Genomic DNA, 15,446 nt, shown 5'->3' on the forward strand with positions numbered 1-15,446 from the left:
AATATAACTATATTCACATTTCTTTAACTTAATTTTAACACTCTCGTTTCGAAATCTTTTTTCTCTAATTCCAATTTTTGATGATCTGTAGGGATTAAATTCTGGATTTTTTGTGGCCATTCTATAAATTTCCAGCCATTTTGATCTAGATAATCTTCAAATCCTATATCATAAGCCTCATTTTCATCTTCAATTCTATAAAAATCAAAATGAAATATTTGTTCGTTTTCAGATCTGTATTCATTTACAAGCGAAAAAGTCGGGCTTGCTACTCGATCTTCAATATTTAATTTTTTTACAAGATTCTTGATTAGGGTAGTTTTGCCAGCACCCATTTCTCCGTAGAAAAGAATTGTTTTGCTTTTGGCATGCCTCAAAATGAATTCAATAGCCTCATCGATATTCGATAAACGGTATTCAAACTCCATGATTAACAAAAAATTTAGTATACAAATATATCAAAAAAAAACCTGATACGACTATCAGGTTTAATTTCAAAGGCTTGTAAGAATTGACGTGAAAGAAAATTCTTGCGGAATTTTCCCTATTTAGGCGAAAGAACGCTAAATGGAATGATCATCTCTTCTAAGGACACCCCGCCATGTTGATAGGTGTTACGATAATAACTTACGTAATGATTATAGTTATTAGGATAAGCGAAAAATAAGTCACTTTTAGCAAATATGAAGGAACTACTCATATTTATGGTAGGCAGATGTAAGGATTTTGGTTTTGTAGCTGCTAAAACATCCTTTTTCTCGTAGGTTAAACTTTTGCCTGTTTTATATCTTAGGTTTAAACTGGTGTTTTTGTCGCCTATTACTTTACTAGGATTCTTCACGTTAATCGTACCGTGATCTGTAGTAATAATTAATTTAAAGCCCAATTGCTGTGCTTGCTGAATGATTTCTAAAAGTGGAGAGTTCTTAAACCAGCTCTCTGTTAAAGATCGATAAGATTTATCATTAGAAGCCAATTCTTTAATAACTTCCATTTCGGTCTTAGAGTGCGATAGCATATCCACAAAGTTGTAAACCACCACGGTTAGGTCGTTATTCTTTTGAGTTTTGAAGTTATCGACTAGTTTTCTTCCGGCTTTAAGATTACTTATTTTATGATACTCGTGCTTAATATCTTTTCCCAGTCTTTTTAATTGTTCAGCTAAAAATTCAGCTTCAAAATTATTTTTCCCTCCTTCTTCGGTATCATTTTTCCAATATTGTGGATACAATTTTTCCATTTCACTAGGCATTAATCCAGAAAAAATGGCGTTACGTGCATATTGCGTGGCTGTAGGTAAGATACTGCAATAAGGTTGTTCTTTTTCTTTTTTATAATAATTGGAAACAATAGGCTCAAAAGCTTTCCATTGGTCATATCGTAAATTATCAACGACTACTAATAGCGTAGGCTGATCTTTGCTAATTTCAGGAAGAATTTTTCTTTTGAATAATGTATGCGACATCGTAGGAGCATCTTCACCATCTACAAACCATTCAGGATAATTTTTATCGATAAACTTACAAAATTGGGTATTTGCTTCCTGCTTTTGGGTTTCCAGTATTTCGAACATACTACTATCTTCGATATTTTCTAGCTGAAGTTCCCAATAGATAAGACGCTGGTACATTTCTGTCCAATCTTCATAAGTATTAACGTTCATCAGATCCATCGCTATTTTTCTGAATTCCTGCTGATAGTTTGATGTCGTCTTTTCTGAAATTAGTCTGGAATGATCTAAATTCTTTTTTATTGAAAGTAGAATTTGGTTAGGATTTACCGGTTTGATAAGATAATCGGCGATTTTAGAACCTATGGCTTCTTCCATAATATATTCCTCTTCACTTTTCGTGATCATTACTATAGGAATATTGGCTTGTTTCTCTTTAATTTCAGAAAGGGTTTCAAGACCTGTTAATCCTGGCATGTTTTCATCCAAAAAAACAATATCAAATCGTTCTTCATCTATTTTATCAATAGCCTCTGTACCACTTTGGCAGGTAGAGACCTCGTAGTTTTTAGATTCAAGAAATAAAATATGAGGTTTTAAAAGGTCGATTTCGTCATCTACCCATAATATTTTGATCGTATTCATGTTCGGTTAAATTTATAAGCCGGTTAAAAATTTATATTTTTAATAAATATTGATTCTTTTGGTTATAAAATGATTCAAAAGAAGATCAATGTTTACATTTGTTCTATCATTAATTTAATAAAGCTTGGCTTCACAAAACAAACTCAAGATTTTAAACGATCCAATTTACGGATTTATTACCATACCTAATCAGCGTATCTTTAACATCATCGAGCATCCGTTCTTCCAAAGATTACGAAGAATTTCACAAATGGGATTATCATATTTGGTATATCCTGGCGCTCATCATACCAGATTTCATCATGCTATTGGTTGTGTGCATCTAATGCAGAAGGCTGTGCGAGTACTTCGTTATAAGGGAGTTGAGATAAATGAAGATGAAGAAGAAGCTTTACAAATTGCTATTTTATTGCACGATATTGGGCACGGGCCTTTCTCGCATGCCATGGAGCATAGCATTGTGGAAGGGGTAGATCACGAGTCGATTTCACTTCTTTTTATGAAAGAATTGAATGCTGTTTTTAACCAAAGTTTAACGCTCGCTATCGATATCTTTACCGGCAAATATCCGCGAAAGTTCATGCATCAACTAATCACAAGTCAGTTAGACATGGATAGGCTGGATTATTTAAAAAGAGATAGTTTTTATACCGGAACTACAGAAGGAAACGTAAATAGCGATCGATTAATTACGATGCTAAATGTTGTGAATAATGAATTAGTGATCGAAGAAAAAGCAATTTATTCTGTAGAAAAGTTCTTAGTAGCCAGAAGGTTAATGTACTGGCAGGTGTATTTGCATAAGACCAGCATGGTGGCCGAGCAGCTTTTAATACGAGTGCTAAAAAGAGCTAAAGAATTAATTGCTGAAGGTTCCAATCTTAACGCAAGTTCTGCTTTAAGTTATTTTTTGAATAATAAGGTAACCGAAAAGAGTTTTGATACAGAAACACTGAAGATCTTTTCCTGTTTAGATGATTACGATATCGTTTTGGCTATGAAAGAATGGGTGAATCACGAGGATTATGTATTAAGTAGCTTATGTAAGATGGTGATTAACCGTGATCTTTTAAAAGTGAAGATCAAGAAAAAGAAACCGGCCACTGCCAAGATCGAGAAGCATTTAAAGAATCTAAAGGAAAAATATGATCTCGCAGATAAGGAGGCTTCCTATTTTGTATTTACCGGGGAGATTTCAAATTTAGCCTATACCCGGGAAAAAAATAATATCAATATTCTTCATAAAAATGGGAAAATAAACGACGTTATAAAGGTTTCAGACCAGTTAAACCTAAAAGCATTGTCTAAAACAGTGACGAAATATTATATATGTTACCCCAAGTCTAAACATTAACTCATTTTTTTTACTTTTGCCAGAATGAAATTTAAAGCATCACAAATAGCCGAAATTCTCGAGGGGACCATCGAAGGGAATCCCGATGCAGAGGTTTCAGAATTGGCTAAGATCGAAGAAGGAAAAGAAGGATCGCTTACCTTTTTAAGTAATCCAAAATATACATCATATATATATAGTACCCAGGCTTCAGTTACCATCGTAAATGATAGTTTTGAAGCAGAGCAACCTGTAAGCACAACATTAATCAAAGTAAAAGATGCCTATAAGGCCTTTTCTACTTTATTAGAATATTATAACCAGGTAAAACTTCGTAAGAGCGGAATAGAGCAACCAAGTTATATTTCAGATTCTGCGAAATATGGCGAAGATATTTATCTTGGCGCATTTACCTATTTAGGAGAGAACGTAAAAATAGGAAAGAACGTAAAAATTTATCCCTATGCTTATGTAGGTGATAATACCATAATTGGAGATAATTCTACTCTTTTTGCAGGAGTTAAGGTATATTCTGAAACTGTTATAGGTGAGAATGTAACTTTACACGGTGGCTCAATTATAGGTGCCGATGGTTTTGGATTTAGTCCTAATGAAAAAGGAGAATATTCCAAAGTGCCACAAATAGGAAATGTTATAATTGAAGATAACGTAGATATTGGTGCGGGCACAACGATCGATAGAGCAACATTAGGATCTACGATCATAAGAAAAGGTGTGAAATTAGATAATCATATCCAGATCGCCCATAATGTAGAAATAGGTGAAAATACCGTTATTGCAGCGCAAACAGGTGTTGCAGGCTCTACAAAAATTGGAAAGAACTGTATCATTGGTGGGCAGGTTGGAATTGTTGGTCACATCACTATTGGTGATCGTGTAAAGATTCAGGCACAAAGTGGTATTGGCCGAAATGTAAAAGACGATGAAGTTTTACAGGGGTCACCAGCGATAGGATATTCAGATTATAATAAATCCTTTATTCATTTTAAAAACTTACCAAAAACTGTTGATCTATTGCATCAGTTAGATAAAAAAGTAAATAAGAATGGCTGAAAAAGTATTGAAGCAGCAAACTATTCAGAATGAAGTTTCCTTAGAAGGTGTAGGGCTTCATACCGGGAAACAAGTAAAACTTACCTTTAAACCGGCTCCCGAAAATACCGGTTATGTTTTTAAACGTGTAGATCTTGAAGGAGAGCCAATTATCGAGGCTGATGTAAGTTATGTAACCGATACTAAAAGAGGGACCAACTTAGAGAAGAATGGTGTTAAGATTCAAACTTCAGAGCATGTACTTGCTGCCTGTGTTGGTTTAGAGATCGATAATATTATTATTGAGCTTAACGCCTCAGAACCTCCAATTATGGATGGTTCTTCTAAATATTTTGTGCAGGCTTTAGAAGAAGCAGGAATAAAAGAACAAGAAGCCGATAAGGATGAGTATGTAATTAGCGAGGTGATCTGCTATCGTGATGAAGCTTCAGGTAGTGAGATCGTAGTAATGCCTGCAGATACTTATAAGGTGACAACCATGGTCGATTTTGGAACTAAAGTTCTTGGAACGCAAAATGCTTCTATAGAACATGTTTCAGAATTCAAAGACAATATTTCAAACGCCAGAACATTCAGTTTTTTGCATGAAATTGAAGCACTTTTAGAACACGGACTAATAAAAGGTGGTGATCTAAATAATGCGATCGTTTATGTGGATAAGGAAATAGGTGAGGAGACGCTAAAAAAATTAAGGGTAGCTTTTAATCGTGATGAAATTTCTGTAAAACCTAACGGGATTTTAGATAATCTTACCCTGCATTATCCTAATGAAGCAGCAAGACATAAATTATTAGATGTTTTAGGAGATCTTGCACTTGTAGGAACAAGAATTCGTGGTAAGGTGATCGCAACAAAACCGGGGCACTACGTAAATACTGAATTTGCTAAGAAACTGGCGAAAGTCATTAAAGAGGAAAAGAGAAATAAGGTTCCTAAGATCGATTTAAATTCTAAACCAATAATGGATGTTAACGATATTATGGATACGCTTCCGCATCGTTCTCCGTTCTTATTGGTCGATAAGATCTATGAGCTTACAGATTCTACTGTTGTTGGGGTTAAAAATGTGACCATGAACGAACCATTTTTTGTTGGTCACTTCCCAGGAAAACCTGTAATGCCGGGTGTTCTACAGGTGGAAGCAATGGCACAAACCGGTGGAATCCTAGCCTTAAAATCTGTACCAGATCCAGAAAATTATCTTACGTATTTCATGAAGATCGATAATGTAAGATTTAAGCAACAGGTTGTACCAGGTGATACGCTTGTCTTTAAATTAGAACTTTTAGCGCCAATACGTAGAGGAATTTGCCAAATGCAGGCTTATGCTTATGCAAATGGTAAACTAGCTACAGAGGCTGTGCTTATGGCACAAATTGTAAAATCAAAATAAAGAAGAATGAATCAACCTTTAGCATATGTGCATCCAGGAGCGAAGATCGCCAAAAATGTAGTGATCGAGCCGTTTGCAACGATTCATAATAATGTGGTGATTGGTGAAGGAACTTGGATAGGTTCTAATGTTACCATAATGGAAGGTGCACGTATTGGTAAAAATTGTAGTATTTTTCCTGGTGCGGTTATTTCTGCGATTCCGCAGGATAAAAAATTTGATGATGAAGATACAGTGACCATCATTGGTGATAACACAACGATTAGAGAATGTGTTACCATCAACAGAGGAACTACAGATCGTATGAAAACAGTGATTGGTCAAAATTGCTGGATCATGGCGTATTGCCATATTGCTCACGATTGTATTGTAGGTGATAACTGTATTTTTTCAAATAACAGTACACTTGCAGGACATATAAATGTGGGAGATCACGTAGTTTTAGCAGGAATGGCAGCGATACAGCAATTTTGTAGTATTGGTAAGCATGCCTTCGTGACTGGAGGATCTTTGGTTAGAAAAGATGTACCGCCATTTGTAAAGGCAGGTCGTGAACCATTATCTTATGTAGGTATTAATTCTATTGGTTTAAGACGAAGAGGTTTTACTACAGAAAAGATTAGAGAGATTCAGGATATTTATCGAATCTTATATCAGAAAAATTTAAATAACTCTCAGGCTGTAGCTATTATTGAAGCAGAGATGCAGGCTACAGCAGAGCGTGACGAAATATTAGAATTTATTAAAAACTCTCAGCGAGGTATCATGAAGGGATACTTCAGCAACAACTAAACATTAAAAGGAAATGGCAAATACGAGTGATATTAGAAACGGACTTTGTATAAGATACAACCACGATATTTTTAAGATTGTTGAATTTCTTCATGTAAAACCAGGCAAAGGTCCTGCTTTCGTGAGAACTAAACTTAAGAGTGTTACGACCGGGAAAGTGATCGATAATACATTTTCCGCAGGACATAAAATTGATGACGTTCGTGTAGAAACTCATAAATATCAGTTTTTATATCAGGATGGTGAATTTTATCACTTTATGCATGTAGAAGATTACACGCAAATTCGTCTTTTAGAAAGCGCTTTAGATATGCCGCAATTGCTAAAAGAAGGTGAAGTGCTTACCGTAATTATCAATACTGAAGATAATATGCCACTTTCTACAGAAATGCCTGCAAGTGTGGTGTTAGAAGTAACTCATACAGAACCTGGAGTAAAAGGAAATACGGCAACCAATGCAACTAAACCTGCAACAGTTGAAACAGGAGCTGAGGTAAATGTTCCGCTTTTTATAAATGAAGGAGACAAAATTCGTATCGAAACCGAAAAAGGTACTTATAAAGAACGAATTAAAGAATAAGCTATATAGCGAATAATTGAAAAAGGAAAGGTATTTTTATCTTTCCTTTTTTTATATTTAATATTTATATGAAATTTCCACAAACTCATAGCTTAGAACAAATTGCGACTATTATTTCCTGCGATTTTGTAGGAGATAAAAATTTTCCGGTAGAAGGGATTAATGAAATTCATGTAGTTACACCTGGAGATGTTGTATTTGTAGACCATCCAAAATATTATGATAAAGCATTAAAATCTGCAGCAACAATTATTTTAATCAATAAAGAAGTTGAATGTCCTGAAGGTAAAGCACTTTTAATTTCAGACGATCCTTTTAGAGATTTTAATAAGCTTGCAAAATACTTTAAGCCCTTTCAAAAAGCCGAAAAATCAATTTCAGATTCCGCAGTAATAGGAAAAGGAAGTCATGTTCAACCTACTGCTTTTATTGGAAATCATGTAAGTATTGGTGAAAACTGTATAATTGGCGCAAATGTTACCATTAATGATCATACTGTGATTGGAGATGATGTAATTATCCAGTCGGGAACCGTAATTGGTGGCGATGCATTTTACTACAAAAACAGGCCAGAAGGTTTTGATCGTTTACTTTCCAGCGGGCGCGTGGTGATAGAAAATAACGTTGAAATTGGTTGTAATTGTACTATCGATCGTGGTGTGAGCGGGGATACAACAATAAAAGAAGGTGCTAAATTAGATAACCTTATCCAAATTGGGCACGATACGGTAATTGGCAAAAAATGTCTTATCGCTTCTCAGGTAGGTATTGCCGGTTGTGTGGTTATTGAAGATGAAGTTACCATTTGGGGACAGGTTGGTATTGCTAGTGATTTAGTAGTCAAAAAAGGAACGGTGGTAATGGCACAATCGGGTGTTACGAAGACTTTAAACCAGAATGTTTATTGGGGAACACCTGCAAGAGAGGTGCGCTCTTTTCTAAAAGAGCAAGCTTACATTAAGCAGTTACCAGAATTTATACAGTCTTTTAAAAAGGAATAATAAGCCATAATTTCATTCAAATCTAAACCGTCATAAAATTATGGCGGTTTTTTGTTAAATATGAGTTCTATGTTTGTAGAAGTAAAATATAATTCTACATTTGTAGAAGTTATTCTAATATTGTAGAATTATGAAACTTTCGAACGCAGAAGAAGAATTAATGCAAATTTTATGGAAGCAAAAAAAAGCTTTTATGAAAGATCTAATCGATGCTTATCCAGAACCAAAACCAGCTAATACTACTGTCGCTACTTTATTAAAACGAATGCGCGATAAGAACTTTGTAGATTTTGTGCAATATGGTCGTTCCAGAGAATATTTTCCTCTTGTTAAGAAGAGCGATTATTTCTCAAAACAAATGAACGGACTAATAAAGAATTTCTTTAATAATTCGGCTGCGCAATTTGCTTCTTTCTTTACTGAAGAAACAGATCTATCTGAAGATGAGTTAAAAGAACTCAGAAAAATTATAGACGAAAGAATCAAAAATCAATAATAGCCTATGCTTTTTTATATTCTAAAATTTACCGGTTGTCTTTTGGTTCTATATTCGTTTTATAGATTATTCTTAGAAAACGAAAAAAATCATGAGTTTAAGCGATTTTACTTATTGTTTGCGCTGGTAGCCTCTGTGATTATTCCGCTAATTACCATAACTTATAAGGTAGAAGCCCAGACCATCGAGCAAACCGGGATTTTGTTGCCAGAAACCATCACTAATGTAGAAGAAGTTAAAACAACTTCCTGGAAAGATCATCTTCCGGCCATATTATGGAGTGTTTATAGTATTGGTTCTGTGGTTTTTTTGATACGATTTCTGAAGAATCTTCAGTATTTAAAAAAACTTATTCAGCAATGCGAAAAAGTAAAAGAACCACTAAGCACAAAGATTTTACTGCCATTTCAACAAATTCCGTATTCATATTTTAGATATATTTTTGTAGATAAAGAGGCTTTCAAAACCAATAGTATTCCGCAGGAAATTTTAAAACACGAAGAGGCACACGTACATCAAAAACATACGCTGGATTTATTGATTTTGGAGATTTTACAGATCATTTTTTGGTTTAATCCGCTATTTATTTTCATCAAAAAATCAATACGCTTAAATCACGAATTTCTGGCAGATGAAGCCGTTTTAAATCAAAATATTAGTGCATTATCATATTCAACATTATTACTAAACAGCTCGTTTGGAAAACATCAGTCCGCTATGACGAGTTCATTTAAACATTCATTAATCAAAAAACGAATCGTTATGATTTCAAATTCATTTTCAAAAAAGAGAGTAGGGCTAAAACTTGGATTTTTAGTGCCTGTTCTATGTTGCTGTATTTATTTTTTCAATAATGATATTGTTGCTGAAACTATACAGCAGGAATCGCCTATTGTTACTGAAACTTTGAACGCGTTTACGCTAAAAATTCACGGTGAAAAGATCGAACTGAATGGGGAGCAGGTGCTGCTAGAAGAATTTGCTTCGAAATTAGATAAAATTACTAATCAATATCCAGATAAAGATTTACTGAAAAATAATGTGCGCTTAGATCTAAAAAACGTTCCTGAAGATTTTAAAAAGAAAGTAGGCAAGGAATATCTTAAAACTCATTATTACCAGGTGATGAAGAAGAATTCAAGAAATACTTCTTTGTTTCCTTCAGGTGTTCCAGTTCCACCAGCTCCACCAGCGCCACCAATGCAAATTTCGGGAAGAAGCGGGACTTCGTACATCACCACAGATAGTCCTACTAAACAACAAATTAAGGAATGGAAAAATAAAGGCTATACTTTTTATTTTGATAATAATCCAATCTCAAAAGAGAAGCTTGATGCTATCGATTTAAATACGATAAGTCTCTATTCTAAGCAGATTGATGAGACAGGAACTAAAATATATCTGAATACGGTGTATTCGCAATATTCTAAAAATCCACCTTCAAAATCGCTATTATCAGATCAAAATTTGAAGATTTATGGACAAATTTTTATAGACGGCAAGGAAGTTTCAAGAAAGAAAGTAAAGGATTATTCGGCGCAGGATTTTAAGGCCTATTGGATCGTTAAAGATGGAAAGTTACCTACTAACGAGCGCTTAATTTTAAAACTTTCTACGGAAGAAGTTCCTGAGGTTGTTGAAGAAGTAGAAACTATAGAGATAATTGAAGATAAGCCACAGTCTCCGCCAAGTCCAAAAGCTCCTGAAGTTATCGAGGTAATAGAAGATGTTCCCGAACCACCAAAACCAGAAATAATAGAAGTTGTAGAGGACGTTCCAAATCCTCCAGCTCCGCCAAAACAGCCTGAAATTATTGAAGTAATTGAGGTTGTAGAAGATGACGCTTCTATATCTAATGAAAAAGAAGTTATCGAGGTAGTTGAAGAAGAACTAGGGATGGAGATTAATAATCCAGAGCAGGAAAAATCGGTTAAAGAATTAATTAAAGATTATAATGGTCAGCTAAAAAAAGTAAAGTCACTTTTGCCAGAAGGGTATCCCATGGCGTATTTTAAATTAGAAAAAAAGGAACAGGATAAAATTTTGAAAGAGTACAACAAAATGTTTACGATCTATATTCTTTTGCAAAAACAAGGGGCTGAGAAGCAAGTTGATCGTACGCCACCGCCACCACCGAGTAGGGAAAAAAAATAATTCAGATATTTTCAGATTTTAATAAAGAAAGGTGATTTTGTGAAGTCATCTTTCTTTTTTGATTAAACAAAATCTTAGTGTTTGCTAGAATTCAATAAATGTTTATTTAACATTTTTAAATAATTTTCAATTTTTCTAAATAATTGCTCTATGAAATATTGAATTCTTAAGGCTAAACCGATTAGTTAAGGATAATCTGTTAAAATTATTTTATTAACTTTTGTTTAGCCTGTTTTTTGGTTTATATTAACATAAATTTGATATTGATAATATGCCTTAAGAAATGGACCGTATTCTTTTAATTATGATCGCTTTAGAAGTAGTTATAGCAATACTACTGATTATGATTTTTATTCAAATTAAAGCTACTTATTTTCAGGATATCAAAAAAGAAAAACGGATCTATCGCATCCTTAATGATCTTATAAAAAGGAAAAGAGGCTTCTAACTTTTAAACTTTAAAAGTATAGAATCTACGGTCTTGTCTCTTTATACAGTTATTTGTAAATCACTGAATAAATATCAAAAAAGCTTTATGTTTTATCTTTAAAAACATATTTTTGTGTACGTAATTACAAAAAATACTTATGAGCGTTTTAGTAAATAAAGATTCAAAAATAATAGTGCAGGGATTTACCGGTAGTGAAGGTACTTTTCATGCAGAGCAAATGATAGAATATGGTTCCAACGTTGTTGGAGGTGTGACTCCGGGTAAAGGAGGTCAAACTCATTTGGATAGACCGGTGTTTAATACAGTTTCAGATGCTGTAAAAGAAACAGGAGCAGATGTTACGATCATCTTTGTGCCGCCAGCCTTTGCTGCAGATGCAATTATGGAAGCTGCAGATGCCGGGATTAAAGTAATCATTACTATTACCGAGGGTATTCCTGTTTCAGATATGGTTAAGGCTTCAGATTATATTAAAGGCAAAGATTGTCGTTTAATTGGTCCTAACTGTCCTGGTGTTATCACTCCGGGTGAAGCTAAAGTTGGAATTATGCCAGGTTTTGTTTTCAAAAAAGGAACTGTAGGTATCGTTTCTAAATCTGGAACTTTAACTTACGAAGCTGCAGATCAGGTTGTAAAAGAAGGTTTTGGGATTACTACAGCAATTGGAATTGGTGGAGACCCTATTATTGGAACGACTACCAAAGACGCGGTAGAGCTTTTAATGAACGATGATGAGACTAAAGCTATCGTTATGATCGGTGAGATTGGTGGACAGTTAGAAGCTGATGCTGCTAAGTGGATTAAAGAAAACGGTAACAAAAAGCCTGTTATTGGATTTATCGCTGGAGAAACTGCTCCTGCTGGTAGAACAATGGGGCATGCTGGTGCTATTGTAGGTGGTAGCGAAGATACTGCCCAAGCTAAGAAAGCGATCTTAAAAGAAAACGGAGTTCATGTTGTAGATTCTCCTGCCGAGATTGGTAAAAAAGTTGCCGAGGTTCTTGGATAAAAGTTAAAATTTAAGATAATTTTAAATAATTTTAGTCCGTAAGCGTTATATGCTTACGGACTTTTTTATTTTTATACATATTTATCAATCAAAACTTTAACTATGAGGAATTACTATCTACCTCTCATGGCAGTCCTTTTCTTGGCGGTTGCCTCCTGTAAAAAAGAGCAGGGAGAAAATGAAAAAACTCACACCGATGCTAACGGATTTTCTTACGAAACTTTTGAGGATGATCCCACCGGTTTACGCTTGTATACATTGGATAATGGTTTAAAGGTTTATTTAAGCCGAAATAATGAAGAACCTAAGATTCAAACCTTAATTGCTGTTCGTGCCGGTTCTACTTACGATCCTGCAGATAATACTGGGCTTGCGCATTACTTAGAACATATGGTGTTCAAAGGTACCAGTAAAATAGGAACTCAGGATTGGGAAACAGAAAAAGTACTTTTAGATTCCATTTCAGATCTTTACGAAAAGCATAAAGCCACAACAGATCCTGAAGAGAAAAAAGCAATTTATCGCCAAATCGATTCGGTTTCACAGGAAGCTTCAAAATATTCTATCGCTAACGAATATGATAAAATGGTAAGTTCTTTGGGAGCCGAAGGTACCAATGCTTTCACTTCAAATGAACAAACGGTTTATGTGAATAAAATTCCGTCTAACGAATTAGATAAATGGCTCACCGTAGAAAGCGAAAGGTTTAATGAGTTGGTGCTGCGTTTATTTCATACCGAATTAGAAGCGGTTTACGAAGAGTTTAACCGCGGGCAGGATAGTGATTCCAGAAAGCAATATTATGCAGTTTTAGAAGGTCTTTATCCTACGCATCCTTATGGTACACAAACTACTTTAGGGAAATCTGAGCATTTAAAAAATCCATCGATGGTGGCCATTCATAATTATCACGATAAATATTATGTACCAAATAACATGGCTGTGATCCTTTCGGGAGATTTAGAATTTGATACTACGATTCAGAAGGTGAATGATGCATTTGGTGGTTACGAGTCTAAAGAAGTTACGCATCCAACTTTTCCTGAAGAGCAGCCTTTCACTGCGCCTATTGAAAAAGAGGTATTTGGGCCAACGTCAGAATCTGTTTATGTCGCTTTCCGTACCGATGGTGTTGGTAGTAAAGATCAAAAAATCGTTTATCTTATCGATTATATTTTGGCAAATTCACAGGCGGGTTTAATAGACTTAGATCTAAACCAAAAGCAAAAGGTTCAGCAGGCTTCTTCATTTACCAATTTCGATAATGATTATGGGTTCCATTTATTATACGGAATGCCAAAGGCAGATCAATCTTTAGAAGAAGTGAAGGATTTGTTACTTGCTGAAGTAGAAAAGATTAAAAATGGAGAGTTTGAAGATTGGTTAATCGAAGCGGTAATTAACGATTTAAAGTTGTCTGAGATTCGCCAATATGAAAATGCATCTTCTGTAGCTTATGCACACATGGATGCTTTTATTCATTTTCAGGATTGGCAGGAAATAGTAGATTTTACTGAGGATCTTAAAAGTATTACCAAAGAAGAACTGGTGAATTATGCAAACGAGCATTATAAAGATAATTATGTAGCAGTTTACAAGCGCTTGGGTGAAGATCCAAATATTGCTAAAGTTGAAAACCCGGGAATTACTCCAGTTCAGTTAAATCGTGATAAGCAATCTGAATTTATAACCGAATTCAATAAAACGGAAGCACCTGCTCTAACTCCGCAATATGTAGATTATGAAGAAGCGATCAAAAAAGAAGAGACAGAAAATGGATTGCCTGTTTCTTATATTCTAAATGAAACTAATGATCTTTTTAACCTGTATTTCATTTTTGATATGGGACAGGATAACGATAAAGAAATTTCATTAGCTACCGGATATTTAGATTATCTAGGTACAGATAAATATACTCCTGAAGAATTGAAGCAGGAATTTTACAAACTTGGTATCAATCATTTTGTAAGTTCAGGTTCAGATCAGATTTATGTTGGGATTAGTGGGTTAAAAGAGAATTTACCTAAAGGCTTAGAATTGTTAGAGCATCTTTGGGAAAACGCAAAACCTAATCAGGAAACTTACGAGAAATACGTAGCATCTATAATGAAAGGTCGCGATGATGCCAAAACTCAAAAAGGAAATATTCTTTTTAATGGTTTGCTTAATTACGGTAAATACGGTGAAGATTCTCGTTTGCGTAATATTTATACTGAAGCCGAATTAAAAGCTTTGGATCCTGCTGAATTAGTAGAAAAAGTAAAAGATCTACGTAATTACAAACAACGTGTGCTTTACTACGGAAAAGATCCAGATGCAGCAGTAGCTGCGGTGAGCGAAAAGCATAGTGTTCCAGAAGAACTTAAAGATTATCCTGAAGCTAAAGTTTATACTGAACTTGATACTGGAGGTAATGTATACTTTGTAGATTATGATATGGTACAAAGCGAGATGATGTTCATTACGAAAGGAGATAATTTTAATGCAGATGAAATGGCGGCTACACAATTATTCAATACGTATTTTGGTAGCGGTTTATCATCAATCGTATTTCAGGAAATAAGGGAATCCAAGTCTTTAGCTTATTCGGCTTACTCGAGCTATCAAATGGCTTCAGAAATAGATAAACCTAACTATACGATGGCCTATATCGGTACACAAGCCAATAAAATGCCACAGGCAGTAGATGCAATGATAGAATTAATGACCAACATGCCTGAAGCAAAAGAACAGTTTGAAGCGGCTAAAGAGGCTACACTTAAGAAGATAGCAGCAGATCGTATAACAAAAACAAGCATCTTTTGGAGTTACGAAAGTTTAAAAGATCGGGGCATAGATCACGATATGCGTAAAGAAATGTACGACGCTATTAAGGATATGAGTTTCGATGATTTACAAAGCTTTTTTGATAACAATATAAAAGGCCAGGATTACAATGTTTTGGTAATCGGGAATAAAAAAGATGTAGATATGCAGGCCCTTCAAAAATTAGGAGAAGTAAAAGAACTTGATATCGATTACTTATTCAATTACGAGAAAAAAGAAGATCAGGATCTAAAATTGTAATT

12 protein-coding genes are annotated in these 15,446 nt (G+C 34.6%); 10 read left to right on the forward strand and 2 right to left on the reverse strand.

Going from position 1 to position 15,446, the window contains the following annotated elements:
• Nucleotides 1-23: 23 nt before the first annotated feature.
• Complete coding sequence (gene tsaE / locus BM201_RS16185; RefSeq protein WP_092544507.1) at nucleotides 24-428, reverse strand: tRNA (adenosine(37)-N6)-threonylcarbamoyltransferase complex ATPase subunit type 1 TsaE; 405 nt, start codon at nucleotides 426-428, stop codon at nucleotides 24-26.
• Between the two features lie 116 nt (nucleotides 429-544).
• Nucleotides 545-2,095 (reverse strand): T9SS response regulator signal transducer PorX, encoded by a 1,551-nt coding sequence (gene porX, locus BM201_RS16190; RefSeq protein ID WP_092544509.1) that lies wholly within the window; start codon nucleotides 2,093-2,095, stop codon nucleotides 545-547.
• Nucleotides 2,096-2,219: 124 nt separating this feature from the next.
• Between porX and BM201_RS16195 the strand changes: the two genes are divergently transcribed.
• The 10 genes from BM201_RS16195 (at nucleotide 2,220) to BM201_RS16240 (ending at nucleotide 15,444) form a co-directional block, all read left to right on the forward strand.
• On the forward strand, nucleotides 2,220-3,449 hold the full coding sequence (locus BM201_RS16195; protein ID WP_092544511.1) for an HD domain-containing protein: 1,230 nt from the start codon (nucleotides 2,220-2,222) through the stop codon (nucleotides 3,447-3,449).
• A 24-nt stretch (nucleotides 3,450-3,473) separates the two neighbouring features.
• Nucleotides 3,474-4,502 (forward strand): UDP-3-O-(3-hydroxymyristoyl)glucosamine N-acyltransferase, encoded by a 1,029-nt coding sequence (gene lpxD, locus BM201_RS16200; RefSeq protein WP_092544513.1) that lies wholly within the window; start codon nucleotides 3,474-3,476, stop codon nucleotides 4,500-4,502.
• Entirely contained in the window at nucleotides 4,495-5,895 is a 1,401-nt protein-coding gene (locus tag BM201_RS16205) for a bifunctional UDP-3-O-[3-hydroxymyristoyl] N-acetylglucosamine deacetylase/3-hydroxyacyl-ACP dehydratase (protein ID WP_092544515.1), read from the forward strand. The genes lpxD and BM201_RS16205 overlap by 8 nt, the downstream gene beginning before the upstream one ends.
• 6 nt (nucleotides 5,896-5,901) lie before the next feature.
• Complete coding sequence (lpxA, locus tag BM201_RS16210; protein WP_092544517.1) at nucleotides 5,902-6,687, forward strand: acyl-ACP--UDP-N-acetylglucosamine O-acyltransferase; 786 nt, start codon at nucleotides 5,902-5,904, stop codon at nucleotides 6,685-6,687.
• Nucleotides 6,688-6,700: 13 nt separating this feature from the next.
• The gene (gene efp, locus BM201_RS16215) at nucleotides 6,701-7,267 is read left to right on the forward strand and encodes an elongation factor P (protein ID WP_092544519.1); all 567 of its coding nucleotides are present in this window, start codon (nucleotides 6,701-6,703) and stop codon (nucleotides 7,265-7,267) included.
• A gap of 68 nt (nucleotides 7,268-7,335) precedes the next feature.
• A complete protein-coding gene (locus tag BM201_RS16220) occupies nucleotides 7,336-8,268 on the forward strand; it encodes a UDP-3-O-(3-hydroxymyristoyl)glucosamine N-acyltransferase (protein ID WP_092544521.1) in 933 nt (310 codons plus the stop codon).
• 130 nt (nucleotides 8,269-8,398) lie between these two features.
• On the forward strand, nucleotides 8,399-8,764 hold the full coding sequence (locus BM201_RS16225) for a BlaI/MecI/CopY family transcriptional regulator (protein ID WP_092544523.1): 366 nt from the start codon (nucleotides 8,399-8,401) through the stop codon (nucleotides 8,762-8,764).
• A 6-nt stretch (nucleotides 8,765-8,770) separates the two neighbouring features.
• The gene (locus BM201_RS16230) at nucleotides 8,771-10,918 is read left to right on the forward strand and encodes a M56 family metallopeptidase (RefSeq protein ID WP_092544525.1); all 2,148 of its coding nucleotides are present in this window, start codon (nucleotides 8,771-8,773) and stop codon (nucleotides 10,916-10,918) included.
• 587 nt (nucleotides 10,919-11,505) lie between these two features.
• Entirely contained in the window at nucleotides 11,506-12,378 is an 873-nt protein-coding gene (sucD, locus tag BM201_RS16235; protein WP_092544527.1) for a succinate--CoA ligase subunit alpha, read from the forward strand.
• 102 nt (nucleotides 12,379-12,480) lie between these two features.
• Nucleotides 12,481-15,444: a M16 family metallopeptidase gene (locus BM201_RS16240; protein WP_245758679.1), complete on the forward strand. Its 2,964-nt coding sequence runs from the start codon at nucleotides 12,481-12,483 to the stop codon at nucleotides 15,442-15,444.
• The last annotated feature ends 2 nt before the right edge of the window (nucleotides 15,445-15,446 follow it).

The sequence above is a fragment of the Zunongwangia mangrovi genome (genome assembly GCF_900112105.1).
GTDB lineage: Bacteria > Bacteroidota > Bacteroidia > Flavobacteriales > Flavobacteriaceae > Zunongwangia > Zunongwangia mangrovi.

Coding starts and splice junctions, on each gene's coding strand:
- tsaE (WP_092544507.1), bottom strand. CDS start 428: ATGGAGTTTGAATACCGTTTATCGAATATCGATGAGGCTATTGAATTC.
- porX (WP_092544509.1), bottom strand. CDS start 2,095: ATGAATACGATCAAAATATTATGGGTAGATGACGAAATCGACCTTTTA.
- lpxD (WP_092544513.1), top strand. CDS start 3,474: ATGAAATTTAAAGCATCACAAATAGCCGAAATTCTCGAGGGGACCATC.
- BM201_RS16205 (WP_092544515.1), top strand. CDS start 4,495: ATGGCTGAAAAAGTATTGAAGCAGCAAACTATTCAGAATGAAGTTTCC.
- lpxA (WP_092544517.1), top strand. CDS start 5,902: ATGAATCAACCTTTAGCATATGTGCATCCAGGAGCGAAGATCGCCAAA.
- efp (WP_092544519.1), top strand. CDS start 6,701: ATGGCAAATACGAGTGATATTAGAAACGGACTTTGTATAAGATACAAC.
- BM201_RS16220 (WP_092544521.1), top strand. CDS start 7,336: ATGAAATTTCCACAAACTCATAGCTTAGAACAAATTGCGACTATTATT.
- BM201_RS16225 (WP_092544523.1), top strand. CDS start 8,399: ATGAAACTTTCGAACGCAGAAGAAGAATTAATGCAAATTTTATGGAAG.
- BM201_RS16230 (WP_092544525.1), top strand. CDS start 8,771: ATGCTTTTTTATATTCTAAAATTTACCGGTTGTCTTTTGGTTCTATAT.
- sucD (WP_092544527.1), top strand. CDS start 11,506: ATGAGCGTTTTAGTAAATAAAGATTCAAAAATAATAGTGCAGGGATTT.
- BM201_RS16240 (WP_245758679.1), top strand. CDS start 12,481: ATGAGGAATTACTATCTACCTCTCATGGCAGTCCTTTTCTTGGCGGTT.